Origin of the sequence: Actimicrobium sp. CCC2.4, assembly GCF_034347385.1 — a bacterium.
Taxonomy (GTDB): domain Bacteria; phylum Pseudomonadota; class Gammaproteobacteria; order Burkholderiales; family Burkholderiaceae_D; genus Actimicrobium.
The window spans coordinates 4,017,138-4,034,961 of record NZ_CP133777.1; the positions used below are offsets into that span (position 1 = coordinate 4,017,138).

At 47.0% G+C, this 17,824-nt stretch carries 16 protein-coding genes; 5 read left to right on the plus strand and 11 right to left on the minus strand.

Annotated features, from left to right (window positions below):
* Positions 1-246 precede the first annotated feature (246 nt).
* From RHM62_RS18455 to RHM62_RS18465, 3 genes are all read left to right on the plus strand, one after another.
* On the plus strand, positions 247-696 hold the full coding sequence (locus tag RHM62_RS18455) for a helix-turn-helix domain-containing protein (RefSeq protein ID WP_322123481.1): 450 nt from the start codon (positions 247-249) through the stop codon (positions 694-696).
* Positions 693-1,265: a PIN domain-containing protein gene (locus RHM62_RS18460; protein ID WP_322123482.1), complete on the plus strand. Its 573-nt coding sequence runs from the start codon at positions 693-695 to the stop codon at positions 1,263-1,265. The genes RHM62_RS18455 and RHM62_RS18460 overlap by 4 nt, the downstream gene beginning before the upstream one ends.
* Positions 1,266-1,417: 152 nt before the next feature.
* The gene (locus tag RHM62_RS18465) at positions 1,418-2,245 is read left to right on the plus strand and encodes a sulfurtransferase (protein WP_322123483.1); all 828 of its coding nucleotides are present in this window, start codon (positions 1,418-1,420) and stop codon (positions 2,243-2,245) included.
* Between the two features lie 17 nt (positions 2,246-2,262).
* On the opposite strand, the gene RHM62_RS18470 is transcribed toward RHM62_RS18465, so the two are convergent.
* Positions 2,263-3,159, minus strand: a complete 897-nt coding sequence (locus RHM62_RS18470) for a GGDEF domain-containing protein (protein ID WP_322123484.1) — start codon at positions 3,157-3,159, stop codon at positions 2,263-2,265.
* A gap of 623 nt (positions 3,160-3,782) precedes the next feature.
* Between RHM62_RS18470 and RHM62_RS18475 the strand changes: the two genes are divergently transcribed.
* Entirely contained in the window at positions 3,783-4,193 is a 411-nt protein-coding gene (locus RHM62_RS18475; RefSeq protein ID WP_322123485.1) for a DUF6088 family protein, read from the plus strand.
* A gap of 93 nt (positions 4,194-4,286) precedes the next feature.
* On the plus strand, positions 4,287-5,192 hold the full coding sequence (locus tag RHM62_RS18480) for a nucleotidyl transferase AbiEii/AbiGii toxin family protein (RefSeq protein WP_322123486.1): 906 nt from the start codon (positions 4,287-4,289) through the stop codon (positions 5,190-5,192).
* 160 nt (positions 5,193-5,352) lie between these two features.
* Here the strand turns inward: RHM62_RS18480 and RHM62_RS18485 are convergent, their stop codons facing one another.
* From RHM62_RS18485 to RHM62_RS18530, 10 genes are all read right to left on the minus strand, one after another.
* Entirely contained in the window at positions 5,353-7,275 is a 1,923-nt protein-coding gene (locus RHM62_RS18485) for a nucleoside-diphosphate sugar epimerase/dehydratase (protein ID WP_322123487.1), read from the minus strand.
* A 102-nt stretch (positions 7,276-7,377) separates the two neighbouring features.
* Positions 7,378-7,938: a sugar transferase gene (locus tag RHM62_RS18490; RefSeq protein WP_322123488.1), complete on the minus strand. Its 561-nt coding sequence runs from the start codon at positions 7,936-7,938 to the stop codon at positions 7,378-7,380.
* Positions 7,935-8,900, minus strand: a complete 966-nt coding sequence (locus tag RHM62_RS18495; RefSeq protein WP_322123489.1) for an SDR family oxidoreductase — start codon at positions 8,898-8,900, stop codon at positions 7,935-7,937. Before RHM62_RS18495 ends, RHM62_RS18490 begins: the two co-directional genes overlap by 4 nt.
* Before the next feature lie 99 nt (positions 8,901-8,999).
* Positions 9,000-10,166 carry a glycosyltransferase gene (locus tag RHM62_RS18500; protein WP_322123490.1) on the minus strand — a complete coding sequence of 389 codons (1,167 nt, stop codon included), beginning with the start codon at positions 10,164-10,166 and terminating at the stop codon, positions 9,000-9,002.
* A gap of 34 nt (positions 10,167-10,200) precedes the next feature.
* On the minus strand, positions 10,201-11,094 hold the full coding sequence (locus RHM62_RS18505) for a hypothetical protein (protein ID WP_322123491.1): 894 nt from the start codon (positions 11,092-11,094) through the stop codon (positions 10,201-10,203).
* A 79-nt stretch (positions 11,095-11,173) separates the two neighbouring features.
* Entirely contained in the window at positions 11,174-11,770 is a 597-nt protein-coding gene (locus RHM62_RS18510; RefSeq protein WP_322123492.1) for a histidine phosphatase family protein, read from the minus strand.
* A gap of 8 nt (positions 11,771-11,778) precedes the next feature.
* A complete protein-coding gene (locus RHM62_RS18515; protein WP_322123493.1) occupies positions 11,779-12,792 on the minus strand; it encodes a glycosyltransferase family 1 protein in 1,014 nt (337 codons plus the stop codon).
* A gap of 43 nt (positions 12,793-12,835) precedes the next feature.
* Positions 12,836-13,822, minus strand: coding sequence for a glycosyl transferase family 1 (locus RHM62_RS18520; protein WP_322123494.1), 987 nt, complete (start codon positions 13,820-13,822; stop codon positions 12,836-12,838).
* A complete protein-coding gene (locus RHM62_RS18525) occupies positions 13,819-14,865 on the minus strand; it encodes a glycosyltransferase (protein WP_322123495.1) in 1,047 nt (348 codons plus the stop codon). The genes RHM62_RS18520 and RHM62_RS18525 overlap by 4 nt, the downstream gene beginning before the upstream one ends.
* Entirely contained in the window at positions 14,862-17,822 is a 2,961-nt protein-coding gene (locus RHM62_RS18530) for a glycosyltransferase (protein WP_322123496.1), read from the minus strand. The genes RHM62_RS18525 and RHM62_RS18530 overlap by 4 nt, the downstream gene beginning before the upstream one ends.
* Between the last annotated feature and the right edge of the window lie 2 nt (positions 17,823-17,824).

Below are 17,824 nucleotides of genomic sequence, written 5' to 3' on the forward strand. Positions count from 1 at the left end.
CGAGGCGCAGCGCAGACCGCGGCGTTCGCAATATTTTGCCGCCACGAAGGTAACCGTGGGTAGCCATCGATACGAATCAGACAATCGACGATCGCGTCGCAGGAATGAAGACGGAGGTGGGTAAATGGCGGAGAAGTCGTGGGTGTGCATTTCAGGGGATGCGTCTTGGAGAAGACCGGGATACTTTGTTGTTCGTTTCGATTATTTCGATTAGCATGGACGCATCGTCGCCTCCGAGACACCCACATGAAACTCACCTTACCCACCACCCGCGACATCGCAGCAGCCAGTGTCGGCCAGCGCGCGCTGGCGGTCCTGTTACGGACCCAGGCCGAGACTCAACGCATCCATATTGTTGACGAACAAGAGCAATCGCACGTGATCGAGCTGCCGACCGCAGCTTTACGGCTGCTCATTGATATCCTGGCCGAGTTGGCTAATGGCAATGCAGTCCAGATCATGCCTGTTCATGCACAGGTCACGACACAGGAAGCCGCCGATCTGTTGAACGTTTCGCGTCCGCACTTCATCAAGTTGTTGAACCAAGGTGTATTACCGTTTCATAAAACGGGCAAGCACCGGCGCGTACAGTTTGCCGATGTGATGGAGTACAAAGCCCGGCGCGACGCCGACAGCGCTGGTGCCATGGATGCACTGGCGCAGCAAGCGCAGGGATCGGGGATGGGTTACGAATGAGGCACTCGGCATTCACCGCGGTGCTGGACGCCTGTGTTTTGTACCCTGCGCCCTTACGGGATTTTTTGATGCGTCTGGCGCTTACCGGTGCTTACCGTGCCCGCTGGAGCGAACGTATTCATGATGAATGGATACGTAACGTACTACTGAAATTTCCCGATCGAGCGGCAATGCTGACTCGCACCCGACTGCTGATGAACGAGGCGATTCCAGACTGTCTGGTCGATGGCGATGAAGCGATCACACAAGGATTGATACTGCCTGATCCGGATGATTTACATGTCGTCGCGGCGGCCATGCGATGCGGTGCGTCAGTGATCGTTACCTTTAATTTAAAAGATTTTCCGGACGCTGCCTTGGCTGCATACGGGATAGAAGCGCAACATCCTGATCAGTTTGTGGATGAGCTATTCGATTGCGACCCCGCGGCGGTGATTGAAGCTGCATTAAAACAGCGAGCATCCCTGAAACAACCTCCGATGACTGTGGATGTGTATCTGGACTGCATGCTCCGGCAAGGCATGGCCCGCACGGTGAAAAACCTTGTTGGTTATCGTAACGTCATCTGATTTGCGGCCCAATGTCTGCAAATCAGAAGGTTGATACCGGAAAAGTTTGACGACTTTAGTGGCGTTCAAGGAACCGGAGTTTTTGTCGCGCGCCGTATCGAGAATATCGACGCTTTATAATGTCGCCTCTAAAACCTCGCCATCCCGCCTCCATGCAGTCACCCATCATCAACATCGCTGCCTATAAATTCATCAGCATCGATGACACCGCCGCCGACAAGCCGCGCTTCCTCGATCAGTGCAACGCGCTGGCGCTGAAAGGCACGATCCTGCTCACGCCTGAAGGCATCAACCTGTTCCTGGCCGGTACGCGCACGGCCATCGATGTCTTTGTATTGTGGCTGCGCGCCGATGCGCGTTTTGCGGATATCGAGATCAAGGAAAGTGCCTCGACGGAACAACCGTTCAACAAGATACTGGTCAAGCTCAAGGCCGAAATCATCACGATGAAGATGCCGCTGATCCAGCCGGAAAAAGGCCGCGCGCCATCGGTACTGCCGACTACCTTGAAGCGCTGGCTCGATCAGGGCCATGACGATGCGGGCAAGCCGGTCGTGATGCTCGACACCCGCAATGCCTTCGAAGTCGATGTCGGTACCTTCGACCAGACCATCGACTACCGCATCGACAAGTTCAGCGAATTCCCGGCCGTCGTCGCCAGCCACCGCGAGGCCCTGGCCGGCAAGACCATCGTGACGTTTTGCACCGGCGGCATCCGCTGCGAAAAAGCCGCGATCCACATGCAGGAGGTCGGCTTTGACAGCGTGTATCAGCTTGATGGCGGGATCTTGAAATACTTCGAGGAAGTCGGCGGCGCGCACTACCACGGCGATTGTTTTGTGTTCGACCAGCGCACGGCGCTCAATGCGCAACTGGCACCGTCGCTGCCGGTGCAGTGTCCGGCGTGCACCGCGCAGGTGTCACCACGCGAACAATTGTCAGCAGAATTTGTGGCCGGAGAGCGCTGCCCGCATTGCTGAGGCAGCCCCCGCAACCACTAGTTGCGTGGTGCTTCGATCACCTTGTTGCGACCGCTACCCTTGGCGCGATACAAGGCCCGATCGGCGGCATTGACCAGCTCGTCGGGGCTCTGCATCGTCATATCCAGCGTCGCCACGCCGATACTGACGGTAACCTCCGCCACGCCGAGCGACTCGATCGCCAGCCGGTAGCGCTCGGCCAGCACCAGTGCGCCATCGCGCCCGGTATTGGGCAAGACAACGACAAATTCCTCGCCACCAAAACGCGCCAGCGTATCTTGCCCGCGCGACTTTTTCTGGAGCGTTTGCGCGACACGGTGCAACATCCGGTCGCCGGCCTGATGGCCATGCAAATCATTGAAGTGCTTGAAAAAATCCACGTCCAGCATCAGGAACGACAACGCCAGATCATAGCGCCGCGCTCGCGCAAACTCCTGGCGGATACGCTGCTCGAAAGCACGGCGGTTTTGCAGGCCGGTCAGGGCATCAGTGGCGCTGAGGACTTCGAGGCTTTGCAGCGCGGCCTCGAGCCGCAGAACGGTGCGCCGGGCGGTGACCTGCTGGCTGATCTGACGGGCTAGTGCGGTGAGGTCGGCTTGTTGCGATGCAGTCAGTTGGCGCGATGTGTGATCGAAAACAGTGATGCGGCCGATCGGCTGGCCGTCGGTGTCGAGCAGCAGCTCGGTCGCGATGTGGATCAGAGCCGGAAGCATTGCCGGCTGCGCGTCGATTTCCGGCAGGTGCAATTGGGCTGATGCGCCGCCTGAGACGGACATCGCCAGCGCGATCACATCGGCCTGGTCCTGTTGCGACAACACCGCATCCTGCCGCTCGTCCGGCTCGCAAGCTTGGTCCGTCTCTGGCAAAGAATGCGCGAGGCGGGCATTGGGGATGAGGTGAGCGGACAGCGTCATGATCGCGATCAAGAATTTCCGAGAAGGAAGATTGTAGCCGTGTCAGCGTGTGGAAGTGTAAATTGTTTAAAAAATATCACTTTGGGTTTGTGGCGGCTGAGAGTTCGGGCGATACACGGTGATGCGGTGTGTCGTGTGCCAGCGGTATTGATGAATATCGACATAGTCAGCCACCAGAATCTTTCTTATTTCAATTTATGGGGTGTTTTTGTAATAAGAGGCAGAGCAAGAGAGCTACATGATGGAAATCGACAACTCACGGGCGGGTATAACGGTCGCCCAAGATAGCGGATACCGCGCCGTCATCCCCGACCCATTGCCCCCGACGCCTGGAATTGTTGTCAAGAACGAGATAATTAACTTGCTTTCTCAGGCGGATATTGCGCCCTCGCGTGGGCACGATGACCCCGTGGCTACCCGACCAATTCTCAGGTAACCAAGGTGCCCTATTTTACCGCCCAAATATTCCGTTCAACCTTGCTCTGCGCATCCTCGTCGCCTAAACTTTTCAACAATGCTTTCCCTTTAAAATCAATGCTTGCAACTGACATTTGCTTTTGCAACGACAAGCCGTAGATGTCCTAATTTTGCAGAATTTTCGTGAGCAACCAAGGAGTCTCCTCATGGCACTAGCGACCGTTAAAGAAAAAGTGATCGCGAAGGTCAAAAGGTCTTCGTCTTCGGTTTTTTTGCGCAACGAATTTGACAGACTGGGCGATTACCGCCAAGTAAGCAGGGCCATCAGCGAAGTGGTATCAGGCGGCATGCTGATACGCGTCGGATTTGGTCTATATGCAAAAGCACGACCGTCAACAATCAATGGACAGCCTGTGCCGATAGAGCCTTTGCTCAGAATAGGCTTGGAAGTCATGAAAAAAATCGGTGTCGATGCGGATGTGGGTAACGACGCCATGGAGCTACGCGAGGGCCGCAGGACTCAGGTGCCCATGCTTCCGATTATCAATGTCGGAAAATCAAGGGTGAGTCGCAGGATCTACATCGGAAAACGGCAGGTCGTTTATGAAAAAGGTTGAAGAATCTTGTCGCCAAAAAATATCGGATCTAATTATCGCAAACGACCTGACTATTTCAGAATTTGCTCTTAAAAAGACTTCATCGTTACCGACGTGCTCCGAGCGATTTCGACAATAAAAAACGACAAATTCGATCTGGTATTTTGCGGAGGCACTTGTCTTTCGAAAGCGTATGGCCTTTTGGAGCGGATTTCCGAAGATGTCGATATTAAAGTTGTGCCAAAACCAGGCGTCCTGCTCTCCAACAACCAGCGGCGCGCCGCCGTTTCGAAGCTAAAGCAAGACATTGTCGAAGCGCTGGTACGTATTGGCTTTGGCAACGGGGAAATTGACCAGGAAGCACTCGACGAAAATACCTATGTGGTTTTCAACGCTGGGTATTCGACCCATTTCGAATTCGAACCCTCAATGAGGGCGACAGTGAAGTTGGAGCTAAATACAACGCACCTTTCGCTGCCAAGCGTCCAATTTGAAATTGGCCTTCTGTTCAATCAACTGGCCGGAATCGAGGACTCACAGAAGTTGAAGATGCAATGTGTCAATATTCGGGAGGCGCTGGTGGAGAAACTGGTTTCATTTCCACGACGACTGGCCATGCATTTAACCGCCCCCGAAAGATTCAAATTCGATACAGCCCTTGTTCGCCATCTTTTCGATGTGTACCGCATTATTCAAAACATGCCGGAGTTAAATCAAGAGCAGACATTGAAGCCCCTACTTGCCATCGCCATGGAGAAAGACGCGAAAGATTTCGCGAAGCAATACCCCAGATTTCTGGTGAATCCCGTCGGAGAAATCAATAATGCAATGAAGGTCGCAATGTCAGATCTTGCATATCGAAATATGTATGACAAATTCATCGCTGTGATGGTCTATGGTGCAGACGTACCCTCCTTCGATGAGGCGATTGGCTGTTTCGCCAATGTATTGACGGCAACGCTGCCTCCGTCAAATGTCGACTACTTGCATCACATGTCCGAGCCATTCCAATCAAAGTGATCGCAAGCCCTCCTCAATCGTCTTGAAACCCCTTCAAGCGCCATATCCTGGAACTACTCGGTAGTCGTGCGGTTGATGAAAAACGAAGGGTCACGTGCATCAGGGCCGAACGTCCGTCCTCCACGCCTTCGACAGGCTCGTAAAGTGGGCGCAACAAGCCCTATTTCACCGCCCGAATCTTCCGCTCAACCCTGTTCTGCGCATTCCACACAAAATCAGCAATCCCGCACTGCGGCGCATACTCCTGCACGATCTGCAGCAGCAACGCGCGCACCGCCTCATGATCAAATTGCACGCAGGCGGTATCGAGCCTGGTCAGCGCGACCTGCAACTCTTCCCACGGCAATTCTGCCTCCTGCGCCCGCAGGATCAACGGATGGCCGGTGCCGATGACGTTATCGCTGATCAGCAATTCTTCGTACAGTTTTTCACCGGGACGCAGCCCCACAAAATCAATATGGATCGTTCCATCCGGAGCCTGATCGCTGTGGACCTCCAGTCCGCTCAGATGCACCATCCGCTTGGCCAGATCGACGATCTTGACCGGGTCCCCCATGTCGAGCACAAACACATCGCCGCCCTCGCCGATGGCACCCGCCTGCAATACCAGCTGCGCCGCTTCGGTGATCGTCATGAAATACCGCGTGATATCGGGATGGGTGATCGTCACCGGCCCGCCGTTCATGATCTGCTTGCGAAAAAGCGGCACCACCGACCCCGACGAACCCAGCACATTGCCAAAGCGCACCATGCAAAACCGGGTCTTGTCCTGCGTCCTCGAAAACGCTTGCAGGATCAGCTCGGCCATCCGCTTGGTCGCCCCCATCACATTGGTCGGGCGCACTGCCTTGTCGGTTGAAATCAACACGAAGCACGACACGCCGGCAGCAATCGCCGTGCGCGCCAGATGCAGGGTCCCGAAGACATTGTTGCGGATTCCTTCGATCGGATTGTGCTCGACCAGTGGCACATGCTTATAGGCCGCCGCGTGATACACCGTCTCTATGCGGTAGGCCCGCATGACCTGCAGACACTTGGCCGCATCGAGCACAGAACCCAGAAAGGGAATCAGCTCGAGCTCGATCTCCAGAGATTTCTTTAACGAATTCAATTCCTGTTCGATTGTGTACAACGCGAACTCGGACAGCTCGAACAGGATCAGCCGTGACGGCCGTTGCCGCAGTATTTGCCGGCACAATTCGGAACCGATCGAACCGCCCGCACCGGTGACCATCACCGATTTCCCGGTAATGCATTTCGCCATCAGTTCCTGCATCGGCTCGACGGCATCGCGCCCGAGCAAGTCCTCGATCTCGATTTCGCGCACGTCCTGCACTTGGGCAAGGCCGCTGATCAGGCTTTTGAACGGCGGCGTTACCAGCGTCCTGATCTTCAGCGGTTCGAGCTTGTCCAGGATACGGCGCTGGCTCCCCTTCGACAGCGAAGGCATCGCCAGCAATATCTTGGTGATTTGCATGTCGGCGACCAGCTCCGGCAATGCATCCGGCGCATAGACACGAATCCCGGCGACGGTCGAACCTTGCAGTTCTTGCTTGTCATCGATGAACGCGACCGGACGATATTCGTTCGAATTCGCCAGCGCAATCGCCAGCTGATTACCTGCCGATCCAGCCCCATAAATCGCAACCCGCATGCCACCAGCCACGCCACTGACCAGCATGAAGTAACCGCGCGCCAGAAAGCGGCCCGCCGCAACGTACATGATCGTGGTGATCCAGTAGATGCCAAATACCCCGCGCGAGATACCGTTCATGCCGGTGGTGAACACGACCAGCATGACCAGCAAAATGACGGACAGCGTTACGCCCACGGCCACTGCGTACATGATGCGATGGTCGATGAAACGGATGACAGCGCGGTACAGACCGAGCTTGATGAAAATCGGAAGGGAAATCAGGGGAGCGAGCACGATCAGCCAGAGGTACGGCTGCACGACGGCCATCGAAAAACTATCGTAGCGCAGCCAGATCGCCAGGCAAAAGGTCAGCGGCAGGCACAACAGATCGACCAAAACGAACAAGATCTTTTTTTGCAGACGAGAAAAATCAGACAGCTTCATCATGGTGAGCAACCCGGAAAATGGACAACTGGCATTGAGCTGCAGACATAGTTATTTGAGCGGGATGACAATCACCCACTTCGGAAAATCAGGCTAGCAGCTTAATCAATGTGTAACACCATCTTTGCGAATAACTTTCAAAAAAGTCCGGAAAATGATGATCAGATCGAATCGGAAGGATTGATGCGTCAGGTAAAACTTGTCGAGCATGACCTTCTCCGGAATCGGCAATTCATCCCTGCCGTTAATCTGCGCCCAGCCTGTTAGCCCCGGTAATATCTTGTCGATCCCGTGTTCGGTACGTAATGCGATCAGGTCAAACTGATTAAACAATGCCGGACGAGGACCGACGAAACTCATGTCGCCGACAAGGATACTCCACAGCTGTGGCAATTCATCGAGACTTGACTTGCGCAAGAAGGAGCCGATCGGGGTAAGAAACTGATCGGGGTCAGTCAGCAGGTGGGTAGCGACGGCAGGGGTGCCCACACGCATGGTGCGGAATTTAGGCATGCGGAAGAGTTTGTTGTGGCGGCCGACGCGGTCGGACCAGTACAACACCGGACCCGCTGAAGTAAGCTTGATCGCAATTGCCAGCAATGTGGCGGGAATGAATAAAGCCAGAAAAGCGAGTAATGCCAAACCAATATCAAATGATCGCTTCATGAATTCGACGGGTAGTAACGCGAAAGGAAATCGGCAACCGTTTTGTCGATCGCATCCTGAACACTGATTACGGGATGCCATCCCAACAGAGATTTTGTCGATGTGATGTCAACTTGCAAAGAATCCAGCAACCTGCTCGCCTCCTGCGACCGCCCGGCTAGCGTAGCAATAAAAGAAACTACCGAGGCTGGCAAAGGAAATAACCGGGCAGGCTTTCCCATCGCCTTCGCCAGCATCCGCAACAGATCGGGCGTACTCAAGTCGGCATCATCAGAAACACAAAGAGTATTTCCGGCGGCCGCCGGATGAACACAGCAGACAATCAACAGGTCGGCGAGATTTTCTACGGCAACCATGCTGCGCTTGTTCCGGATCGCGGACAACGGAAGAGGAAGTCCCGCATGCACGAATTGCAACAACCTTAAAAAGTTGGCACGGACACCAGGGCCATAGACGAGCGGCGGGCGAACAATAACAAGCTCCAAACCTGTCTTCCGAGCCAGTTCTCGTAATGCTATTTCAGCCTCGTATTTCGAAATACCGTAAGCATCAAGCGGATTGGGAATATCAAACGAAGAAAATGGATTGGCCGATGTCGACTCACCGTTGACTTTAATGCTGCTGACATAAACGAATCGCCGCACTCCTGCGTCACTAGTTTGACGGGCAAGGTTCAGCGTCGCGTCCACGTTTATCAATCGAAAAGCAGCCAATGAATCAGACTTCGACTCCGTCATTACATGAACACGGGCAGCAAGGTGGATGACAGCATCACAACCATTAAGTGAATTGCCCCAATCCGTTTTCGACAACAAGTTACCGATAGGAACATCGGAAGGCTGGCTCTTGGTTCGTGTGGTCGACACAATTTCATGATGCCGCAATCGCAACATCTCGCAAACTGCACGTCCAACAAAGCCGTTAGCACCTGTTATTAATATTTTTGCCACAGCTAAACCCAAAAAAACTCGCGCCACGAGATTAATTAATCTATAAACAAATCGTTATTGAACAATAAATTTTATAAATATTAATCGTAAAAAAATTAAATATTTTTTTTATCAAGAAAATTTTTTTTCAATATGTTTCGGTCGAACCTCATTATATAAATTTAAATAATTCAAGCCAAGAGCATTACCGGAAAAAAACTTTTCATATCGAGCACGCGCAGCATTACCCATCTTTAATGCCAATACTTCGTCCTCGAGCAAACGGTTACAAGCGTACGCAAATTCGTCAGGTGATTCGGGAGAAACAACAAATCCGGTCTGTTCATTTAGATTCACATAGGACGTGCCGGACCCGACCTCACAACAAACCATCGGCTTGCCAAACATTGCAGCCTCCACCAATACCATTCCGAACGCCTCCGACCGGACATGAGACGGTAAAACTAATGCGCGACAACGATTTAACAGAGCAATTTTCTCGATATTGCTAACCTGCCCGGCAAATATGATGTTCGAAACATCAAGCGACTGCGCAAGATTTTTCAGCGCGACCTTTTCCGGCCCAGATCCGGCAATCACGATCGTCCCGGATATCGCTTTCGCAGCTTGAACTAGGGTATGCAGACCCTTGTAATAGCGCAACACTCCCAATGACAACAGGAAAGGCTGGTCGCCAATAGGGAGGCGGGAAAGCACATCATCAGAGCTGCCGACGGCCTCGCCTCTGTAATCGACAATACCCAACGGAATCACCCGCAAACGAGAACCGACTACGGAGCTATTCAGCACCACGCTCGTCTTCGCGTAGGCAGGCGACGTTGCCACTATCACCGACATCGCTTTTAACATGCGCCGCATTAGCGGTGCATAAAAAACCCCTAACAACTTCTGACGAACAATGTCCGAATGGTACGTCATCACCGATGGTTTGCCGCGACCTGCTAGCTGATGAAGGACATCTGCAAATGGCCACGGAAAATGATAATGAACGACATCTGCCCAAGCCAACAGCTTGCGAAAACGACGAAAAGCATCGACCCCACCCAAATCACAAGAGGCAGGTGCGATCACTGATCGCGCGCGAACAACCTCCCCTTCCGGCGCGTTGATCGAATGAGGATCAGGCTGAGGAGAAAGTACAAAAATTTTTGCCTCGACGCCAAGCGCTGAAGTGGCAAGACAAATTTGCCGAATTGCCTCTTGCAAGCCGCCAGGAGGGTCCGGGAAATAGGTTCTATAAACATGAAGAACACGCAGAGGTGGATTGTTCTCAGTCAATATCAACTTTCAAATCAAACTGAACATCAATTATTTAACACGCATCATGTTTGGGCACTATAGATCCTGTGTGCGGATGGATGTTAGAGGCAAAAAAGTCATTGAAATGTTGTTGCCACAATGTAGAAACCATTTCCATCTTAAAAATTAAATCTGGAGTAAATTCTCCTTTGAAATCTGCTTCGAGTATTTGAGAGCGCATCCGATCATAAAGTATTTTTTCATAATCGGTAACACAATAGGATAACAATTTATTGTCATCTATTGGATATGAAATATATTTCCAACCTGATGTTATTGAAAGAAAGGTACTGAAAAGTCGCTCAATAATAAACGGAAGAAAAGGGGTAGGACTAGTATGCCCTGTTTCCTTCATAACAGCGCGAGTTACAGTATGCTCCGGATTATTTTCTAAAAACTCCGCTATTGGCAGTAGCCAGCCTCCCACAAAACCTGTCCAAAACTTCTCCGAACCTACCCAAAAATTCGAATATAGCAAAATGTTCGGACCATGCCTAGGTACAAGTTTTAAATTAATATCCAATTTACAAACGTCAAATAATTTTTGAGCCAGAGTACAGAGCCCAGGATGCGCAATTTCACCCTGCATCCAAACGTTAAATGACCAGTATGCTATTTGAGGAAACGGATTTATAAAATAAACGTCATAACCTGGGTTGTCGTGAATTAAATTCAAAAATTCAGTAGAACTTATTTTGCACTTTAAGGAAAATTTCGGAGAAAAAACCCCGGTTTGACTCTTGTTCCTATACATACCGTTACGATAAATCTCCAAGAATATTTGAAACTCACGCCAATCAGGACGACTATTTTCTAAACGAATTAAAGGCGAAAAGTTTTTATCGGAGATAGATTGATCAATCCGGTAAATTGGCTCATAAATAGATACAGAAAGATTTTTATTCATTTTTATTAACAATCAGCAATAAGAACCAAAAAATTAAATAAATGAATAAAAATTATATAAAAAATCCATGCTACGACACTTATACATGTCCAACGCGTTCAAGACAATATCGATTTAAATCATATCGCCATCGTACATTTGTGAAAGATGCGTTAGGGACAGTGAAGGATGGATAACTAAGTTCAACCTTCATTCCAAGAAGTTTCTGAAGGATCACACTAATTGGTCCACCGTGAGCAACAATGGCTATCAGGCCAGGCTCTTGCGAAAGAGGCATTAGTATGGTGTCGACCCAATTACATACCCGAGTACTCATTTGAAAATGTGATTCCCCATCTGCGTATTCATTTTTTATATTTTTGGAAAACTCTGGATATTTCAAATTAAAATCAGCCTCTAACCAAGTTCCGAATTTTCCAGGGTTTGTCTCGGCAAGTCGTTCGTCAAACCGTATTAAATATTTTTCTGAAAATATCAATTCTGCAGTTTGTTTTGCACGCAACCAAGGACTACTAAAAATCAACGATGGCTTATTAAAATTGAAAATTTCTAACGTTTTAGCCAAATTTAAAGATTGTTGCCTACCAATCTCTGTTAATTGATCATCACGATTAGATATCAGTAAGCCTTTTGCATTTGCGTTTGATTGTCCATGGCGAATTAATAATAAATCCATGCTTGTACCTATTCAATAAATGATGAGGTTAATATTTTATGAAATACCTGTGCAGATTGGGCTAGCCCAAACCTATTTAACGTATCGTTAAATGCATTTTCCCTCATGGTTTGACGCAATTTATCGTTAGAGTAAAGTTCCTCCATCGCAATGGTCCAGTCGTCATAATTATTACTTGCGAGGAAACCAGTGTCGAGATGAGAAATTACATTTTCATAAACTGGGGACTTGGAATAAATTCCAGGGATACCAAGGCTGCCGTAATCAATATACTTAATACAAGATTTACAGCTGTTAAAAAATAAGCTTTCGTTATCTTCACGCCCACCCAAAGGTACGATACCAAATATATAACCTGCTTGCCTTAGGGCCAGTTTATATTCGACATTACCAAGGAACCCCATTGGTTTTAATCTTGGAATTATTGACATTTCCGGAAACTCATCACCCCAAAACTCCAAAACTACTTCTGAATGTCGATTCATAAAGTCGATAACAGCCTTGAAGAAATCTTTCCGGAAATTAATTAGTTTAATACCATCTGTATTTGAAAACAATATTTTACTAGGACTTGATTCTTCCCAACCAATTGAAATTTTTTTCGCAACATTACTATCAAACCCATTTTCTATTATTATTGAACTAGGTCGAATTCGATGTAATTTTTCTTTTAATACCTTATTTGAAACTGTAATAAATTTTGAACTTCGAAGAAACCATATTATATTCGCTAATAAGTCATCATTCAAATTTGTTACGCTATATGTTGGGAGATCAATAATCCAATCATCAAGATCGTAAATCGTAGTTAACCCAATATTATTTGCAAGGCGCATTATTTCAATCGCACGACTCGACGTATGCTTATTAAATAAGACAGCATCGAAATTTTTCAAATGATTGATTGTTATGTCATCTTCAACGATTTGTTCCCACGTAATCATCTCGTTATTTTTCAAATATGCAAGTAACGGTCCAAAACGTGCCGATATCGAACGAGAAAGCAACTTGTCATGAGACAAGGAAACTCGCTGGACTACTAGTAATCTTGGAATTAGAGCCACTCTAAACACTTTCTTTCGCTAATATCCTGACGAAAAGGGAACCAAAGGCCTTGGCTGTATGGCGACCAATAACTCGCTGATAAGCAGCCGATATCATATTTTCACGTTCTACCGACGATATAACGACCTGCTCAATAACTTTGGCCAAATCAACATCCGAATTTGTGGGTGCATACCATACATCATTTTCAAAGTGCTCCCGCTGCCATTCACCATCAGATAATATAAGTGATTTCTTTAATAGCGCACCCTCCAAGCTAGAACGAGCGGGGGGATCTAAACTTATCTCTACCATTAAATTACAATTAGCTATCATTGAACGTAAAAGTACGCTACAGGGCTGTATAAATGGAAAAAATACAATCCCGGCATGAGCTTCTTTTGTACATTGAAGATAGTATTCGTAATCTCTCATTCCTCCAACAAAGACCCCATTCATATTTAATTTATTAAGCGCTCGAATGACTTGAAGTTGATTTTTTATTGGCTCTATTAACCCCATACATAACACGAAATCTGAAACATCGGAAATCGTACAAAATACATCTAGATCAACTGGTGATAAAAATCTATCAGAGATGCCTGCAAATAAAACTCTAATTTTATTATCTTGAATCGGTATGTATTGAATAAAATTATTTAGTTCGGATTGCGATTTAAAAATAATGATATTCGCATTATTACAAAATTCAGTTATTCTTGTAATTTCTAGATTTGAGGGCGACTCATTCCACCAAACGTTAGGAAATAAAACCACTTTTTTATGTTTTATTAAAGCCTCTTGTACAATAGCCCATCCGTCAGGATGTACAGAAAAATGAATAATTCCGTCATAGTAATTTAATGGGCGACTACCAACTCCATAAATATCAGCTTTAACACCGTGCTCATTTAGTATCTCGGAAATCTGGACTTGCTCTGATTCACCACCACCGCTTGTAGTGAACGCAGTACTATATGTCGTCAATAAAAATTTAAGATCCGTCATTGAATATGTCTGCCGTCTATAAAAAGAATATCAGCCCAAATTCCATCATTTGATCGCTCTAAGAATAATTGGCCTTTTTTTGTGTACAAGTCTGGCCTCGGGCTATTCAAACGTTCAAGCAACACTTCAACCCAGCGACTTAAATCATCATCAAATCGCATTACGTCATTCGACAAACAAATTTCTTCTGCTGCGGTTCCTCCTCGAACGACGACGCTGGTACCAAAATGCATTGCCTCCAAAACCGGTACGCAGTAGCCTTCATGTCTACTCATTACGATTAATGCATCTGAATTTTCATAACAATAAAATAAATCGATATCGTCCAAAGTTCCATTGAATTCAATAGTGTCGAGAATATTAAGATTACGTGCAAAATTAATTAAATATTTGACATATTCATAATTTGGCATGGATCCAACGACGGAAAGTGTTGCAGGAAATTGCAATTTTCGAAGCATTGACACGAGACTAATTCCATCTTCAATACACTTATGAGGAACAACTCTCCCAACCATTAATAGCCGTTTGGCAGAGGAATCAGAACCACGAATCACCGGTTTATGCTGAAATATTGGCATATCATAAAATACAGGTGGGATAACTGAAACAAAAGAACCATTAATAAATCCGGATAAATAGTTTTTTGAACTTAGTGAGTTGGCAACTACAACATCAAATCCACACAATTTCGGCAACTGATCAATAGACCGTTGACATAATTCTGCAGTAACAGGATCAATATCTTGCAGCAGCGCTGGCTGGGTCACCCCGTGGAAATAGCATATTTTTCGACAATTAATTTGCAGTAGTCTGTCTAAAAATGGATCCAATATGGAATAACTAACTACTAAAATATCGTCACTTCGGATGTCTTTGAAAATATTTTCCACCGGCCGAATATCATGATTTCCAACCGTAAAACGCTGCGCATAAATTTCGGCATCGTATCCTAAACGCCTGACGCATCGAGCAATACCCAAACAATGATTGCCAACTGCATCGCCTGAAAAAATATCGGGAGCGCATATGAATATCGTCATTGTAACGAGCCCATGATGCCAATTTCTCGTAACCTCGCTGAATAAGCTGCTGCTACGGTAGAAATGGAATAATCACTAATAATTCGTTGCTGACCGGCGTAAGCCGTTCGCTCTCTTAAGGTGACATTTTCAAAAACCAAACTAATTTTCTCGGCAGCGACATAGACGTCAGGATCGCACCAGTATTGTCCCTCATGAAACAAATATTCACCAGGTTGCAAGGGTACAAGAACACCATCCACCAAAAATGAAGTTTCCGATTCGCAATAATCGATGTTGCCAGAAAAGTTAGTTACGATAACTGGCTGTCCAATTAGCATCGCTTCAGCAATAACACGTCCAAATCCCTCGCTACGGTGCAGCGATATATAACAGTCACAAGAAGCCATTAAATTAATCGCATCTTGCCGAGGTAGTAATTCTGTAAGTATGCTTATACGCTTGTCCGCTTTGGCAATAGCTACGATCTTCTGCCAGATGGGATCGGACTCGACAATGTTCATCGCTTTTACTACAAGACCTACCGGAGCATCTTTTTTCGAAAATGCGAGTTGAAAAGCCTGAATTCCTGCTAGCGGATTTTTTCTAGATAGCCAGGACTTGCCATCAAACAAAATATAAAACAGGAAGTGATCTTCATGAAGACCAAAGCGTTTTCTTGTATTTTCTGTTACGACAGGCAATGAAACTGCCATCGGCATTTTGAATACCGGAGTGTCTGAATTACGGGAAAATGCTGATCTCACATAGTCGCTTTGCGCCCAGATTTCGTCAACGAATTGCCGTACCCGACTAAAGGGAGCTGGCCAATGCGGTAACTCCCAAGGCCATGCACCGATTTTATAAACTGCGGAATCGATCAGATGAATACCACCTTCAAGAGGAAGCCGCATCATCTCGGTTGGAGGTAGGCAAAAAAGAGTGACTGGATATTTAATTACGTCCGTAATCAAATGATTCATCGAGTTATCAACTCGTTGCGGCCCATTGATAGGTGCATTAATCAATGCACATGGAATTGAAGCCAGTTCCAAGGCTTGGGCGGCCATGCGTGCATCTTCACCAAGACCAAGTACACCTTGAGGGAATCCGACAATATTTACCCCAGGTAGCGTTGTATTTCTCCTAACTACCTTAGCTATATACGAACTTGTCCCGTGATTTTGAGAAGCATGCTCTATTTCAAAACATGAAAATAACGGGTACTCCATTTTTCCATGCAAATTCCACCAGGAAATCAACTGGATTGAGGAGTCGTGGCTGACCAAGTCTATTGTTGACTGTAGATCGGGCCTATCTCTCCATATCAGAAAAATGAATAACGGAAGCGACTTCTGCTCACCTGAAATTTCCCAAATATAAGGAGTGCATAGTGTTTTAAGTAGCGAATCAACCGACCATTGGACCCTGACATAGGTCCCTTGTCCATGAATCGTCCACCATTCCAATAATGCAAGCACACCATTAAGACAAGTTAAATCAAATGCTTTTTGCAGATCTGATCGACTATCAACGATGGTAAGAAGAAATCGAGGTACAGGCAATACGCAATGACTCCCCGTTTCACTATTATCCAAAAGATAATCTGTCCATCCACTCTTTTTATCTAATTCATTCCCAGTTGGGCTGCAAAGCCAAAAGATTAAACCTACGGCACAGTGTTTTGATAACTCGGAAGATTCGATTTTATTCAAAAATTCGACATCCTGCGATCGCAGCTTCCAAAACAATGCTGGATATTGCGTCGCTCCCAAAGACTTCCACCAGAAATACAAGTCCAAACGCCCGTAGGGCGATTGAATATCAAATTTAACGGTCTCAGGACGAGTTCGTACTAGATATTTAAATCTACGGGGTACTGCAAATAATGTGGATTCAGAATCAGTCTCATAGGAGTGCAGCCATGCTTGTGCTGACCATCTAATTTTTTTGTAAGCTAATTGACCGTGCTGATCCCACCAGTCAAGCAAACCTGTCCAGCCGTCATAGGAAGAAATGTCGAAAATTTCACGCAGATCTGATCTATTTTTATAGAGCAATAAAATAAATCGCGGAACAGGAAATTCCAAGCTGTCTTGAATGTCGGCCTGCTCTGTCAAGAAGCTCAATAGGCATGCATTATCCAAAAAGAAATCTTTTCCGCAACTTCTTAACCAAAACTCAATAGATTTGGAGTGCAGACTGTAAAAATCTTCATAGTTTACATTTTTAAGATATGCTTGATCTTGAGATCGAGGGTCCCAATATAAATCTGGATATTCCTTGTATCCCAGACTGCACCACCAAATATAAATTCCTAGTCGATCTTCAATGCAATTACATTCGAATTCACTTGGATTTAATCGATACTTCAACAATAATCTGATACCCAGAGGAACTGCAAATAACATTTCGCTTGATATTCCAGTAACGGTTTTTAGCCAATCGCTCGCCGACCAGAAAATTCTTGTGTAAGTATTTTTACCATGCTTGTCCCACCAAGTTATCAGACCCAAGCGGCCTTCGAACGTACTTTGATCAAACGATAGTTCAAGATCTGTACGCGCCCGAAGAATTAACAATAAAAACTGCGGGATTGGAAATTCGGGAAGAGTTTTAAAATTTACCGGTGCCATCAGACAATCCATCAGCCCGGGATTATTGGCTAGCAATCCTTCAACGTTACTTCTTAACCATAATTCAATACTGCTGGAATGCAAACTAGTCAGTTCATAAGGCGTACTGTTATCTATATATGCTTTATCTTGAGAGCGTAATTTCCATGTGAAGTCTGGATATTCCTTATACCCGAACGCGGACCACCAGAAATACAATGTCAAGCGCTCGTCAAGCGTAGCATAGCCGTAGCTCTTTAAGTCCTGCCGAAATTTGAGTAGAAAATAAATACCATTTGGCAAAGCGAATAACTTTTCAGGGGATGGATGCTCCTGAATTAGTAGCCACGTAGAGCGAGCCATCG

Bases quoted from the DNA above. Each gene is read 5' to 3' on its own strand.
- RHM62_RS18455 (WP_322123481.1), top strand. From the start codon at position 247: ATGAAACTCACCTTACCCACCACCCGCGACATCGCAGCAGCCAGTGTC.
- RHM62_RS18460 (WP_322123482.1), top strand. From the start codon at position 693: ATGAGGCACTCGGCATTCACCGCGGTGCTGGACGCCTGTGTTTTGTAC.
- RHM62_RS18465 (WP_322123483.1), top strand. From the start codon at position 1,418: ATGCAGTCACCCATCATCAACATCGCTGCCTATAAATTCATCAGCATC.
- RHM62_RS18470 (WP_322123484.1), bottom strand. From the start codon at position 3,159: ATGACGCTGTCCGCTCACCTCATCCCCAATGCCCGCCTCGCGCATTCT.
- RHM62_RS18475 (WP_322123485.1), top strand. From the start codon at position 3,783: ATGGCACTAGCGACCGTTAAAGAAAAAGTGATCGCGAAGGTCAAAAGG.
- RHM62_RS18485 (WP_322123487.1), bottom strand. From the start codon at position 7,275: ATGATGAAGCTGTCTGATTTTTCTCGTCTGCAAAAAAAGATCTTGTTC.
- RHM62_RS18490 (WP_322123488.1), bottom strand. From the start codon at position 7,938: ATGAAGCGATCATTTGATATTGGTTTGGCATTACTCGCTTTTCTGGCT.
- RHM62_RS18505 (WP_322123491.1), bottom strand. From the start codon at position 11,094: ATGAATAAAAATCTTTCTGTATCTATTTATGAGCCAATTTACCGGATT.
- RHM62_RS18510 (WP_322123492.1), bottom strand. From the start codon at position 11,770: ATGGATTTATTATTAATTCGCCATGGACAATCAAACGCAAATGCAAAA.
- RHM62_RS18520 (WP_322123494.1), bottom strand. From the start codon at position 13,822: ATGACGGATCTTAAATTTTTATTGACGACATATAGTACTGCGTTCACT.
- RHM62_RS18525 (WP_322123495.1), bottom strand. From the start codon at position 14,865: ATGACGATATTCATATGCGCTCCCGATATTTTTTCAGGCGATGCAGTT.
- RHM62_RS18530 (WP_322123496.1), bottom strand. From the start codon at position 17,822: ATGGCTCGCTCTACGTGGCTACTAATTCAGGAGCATCCATCCCCTGAA.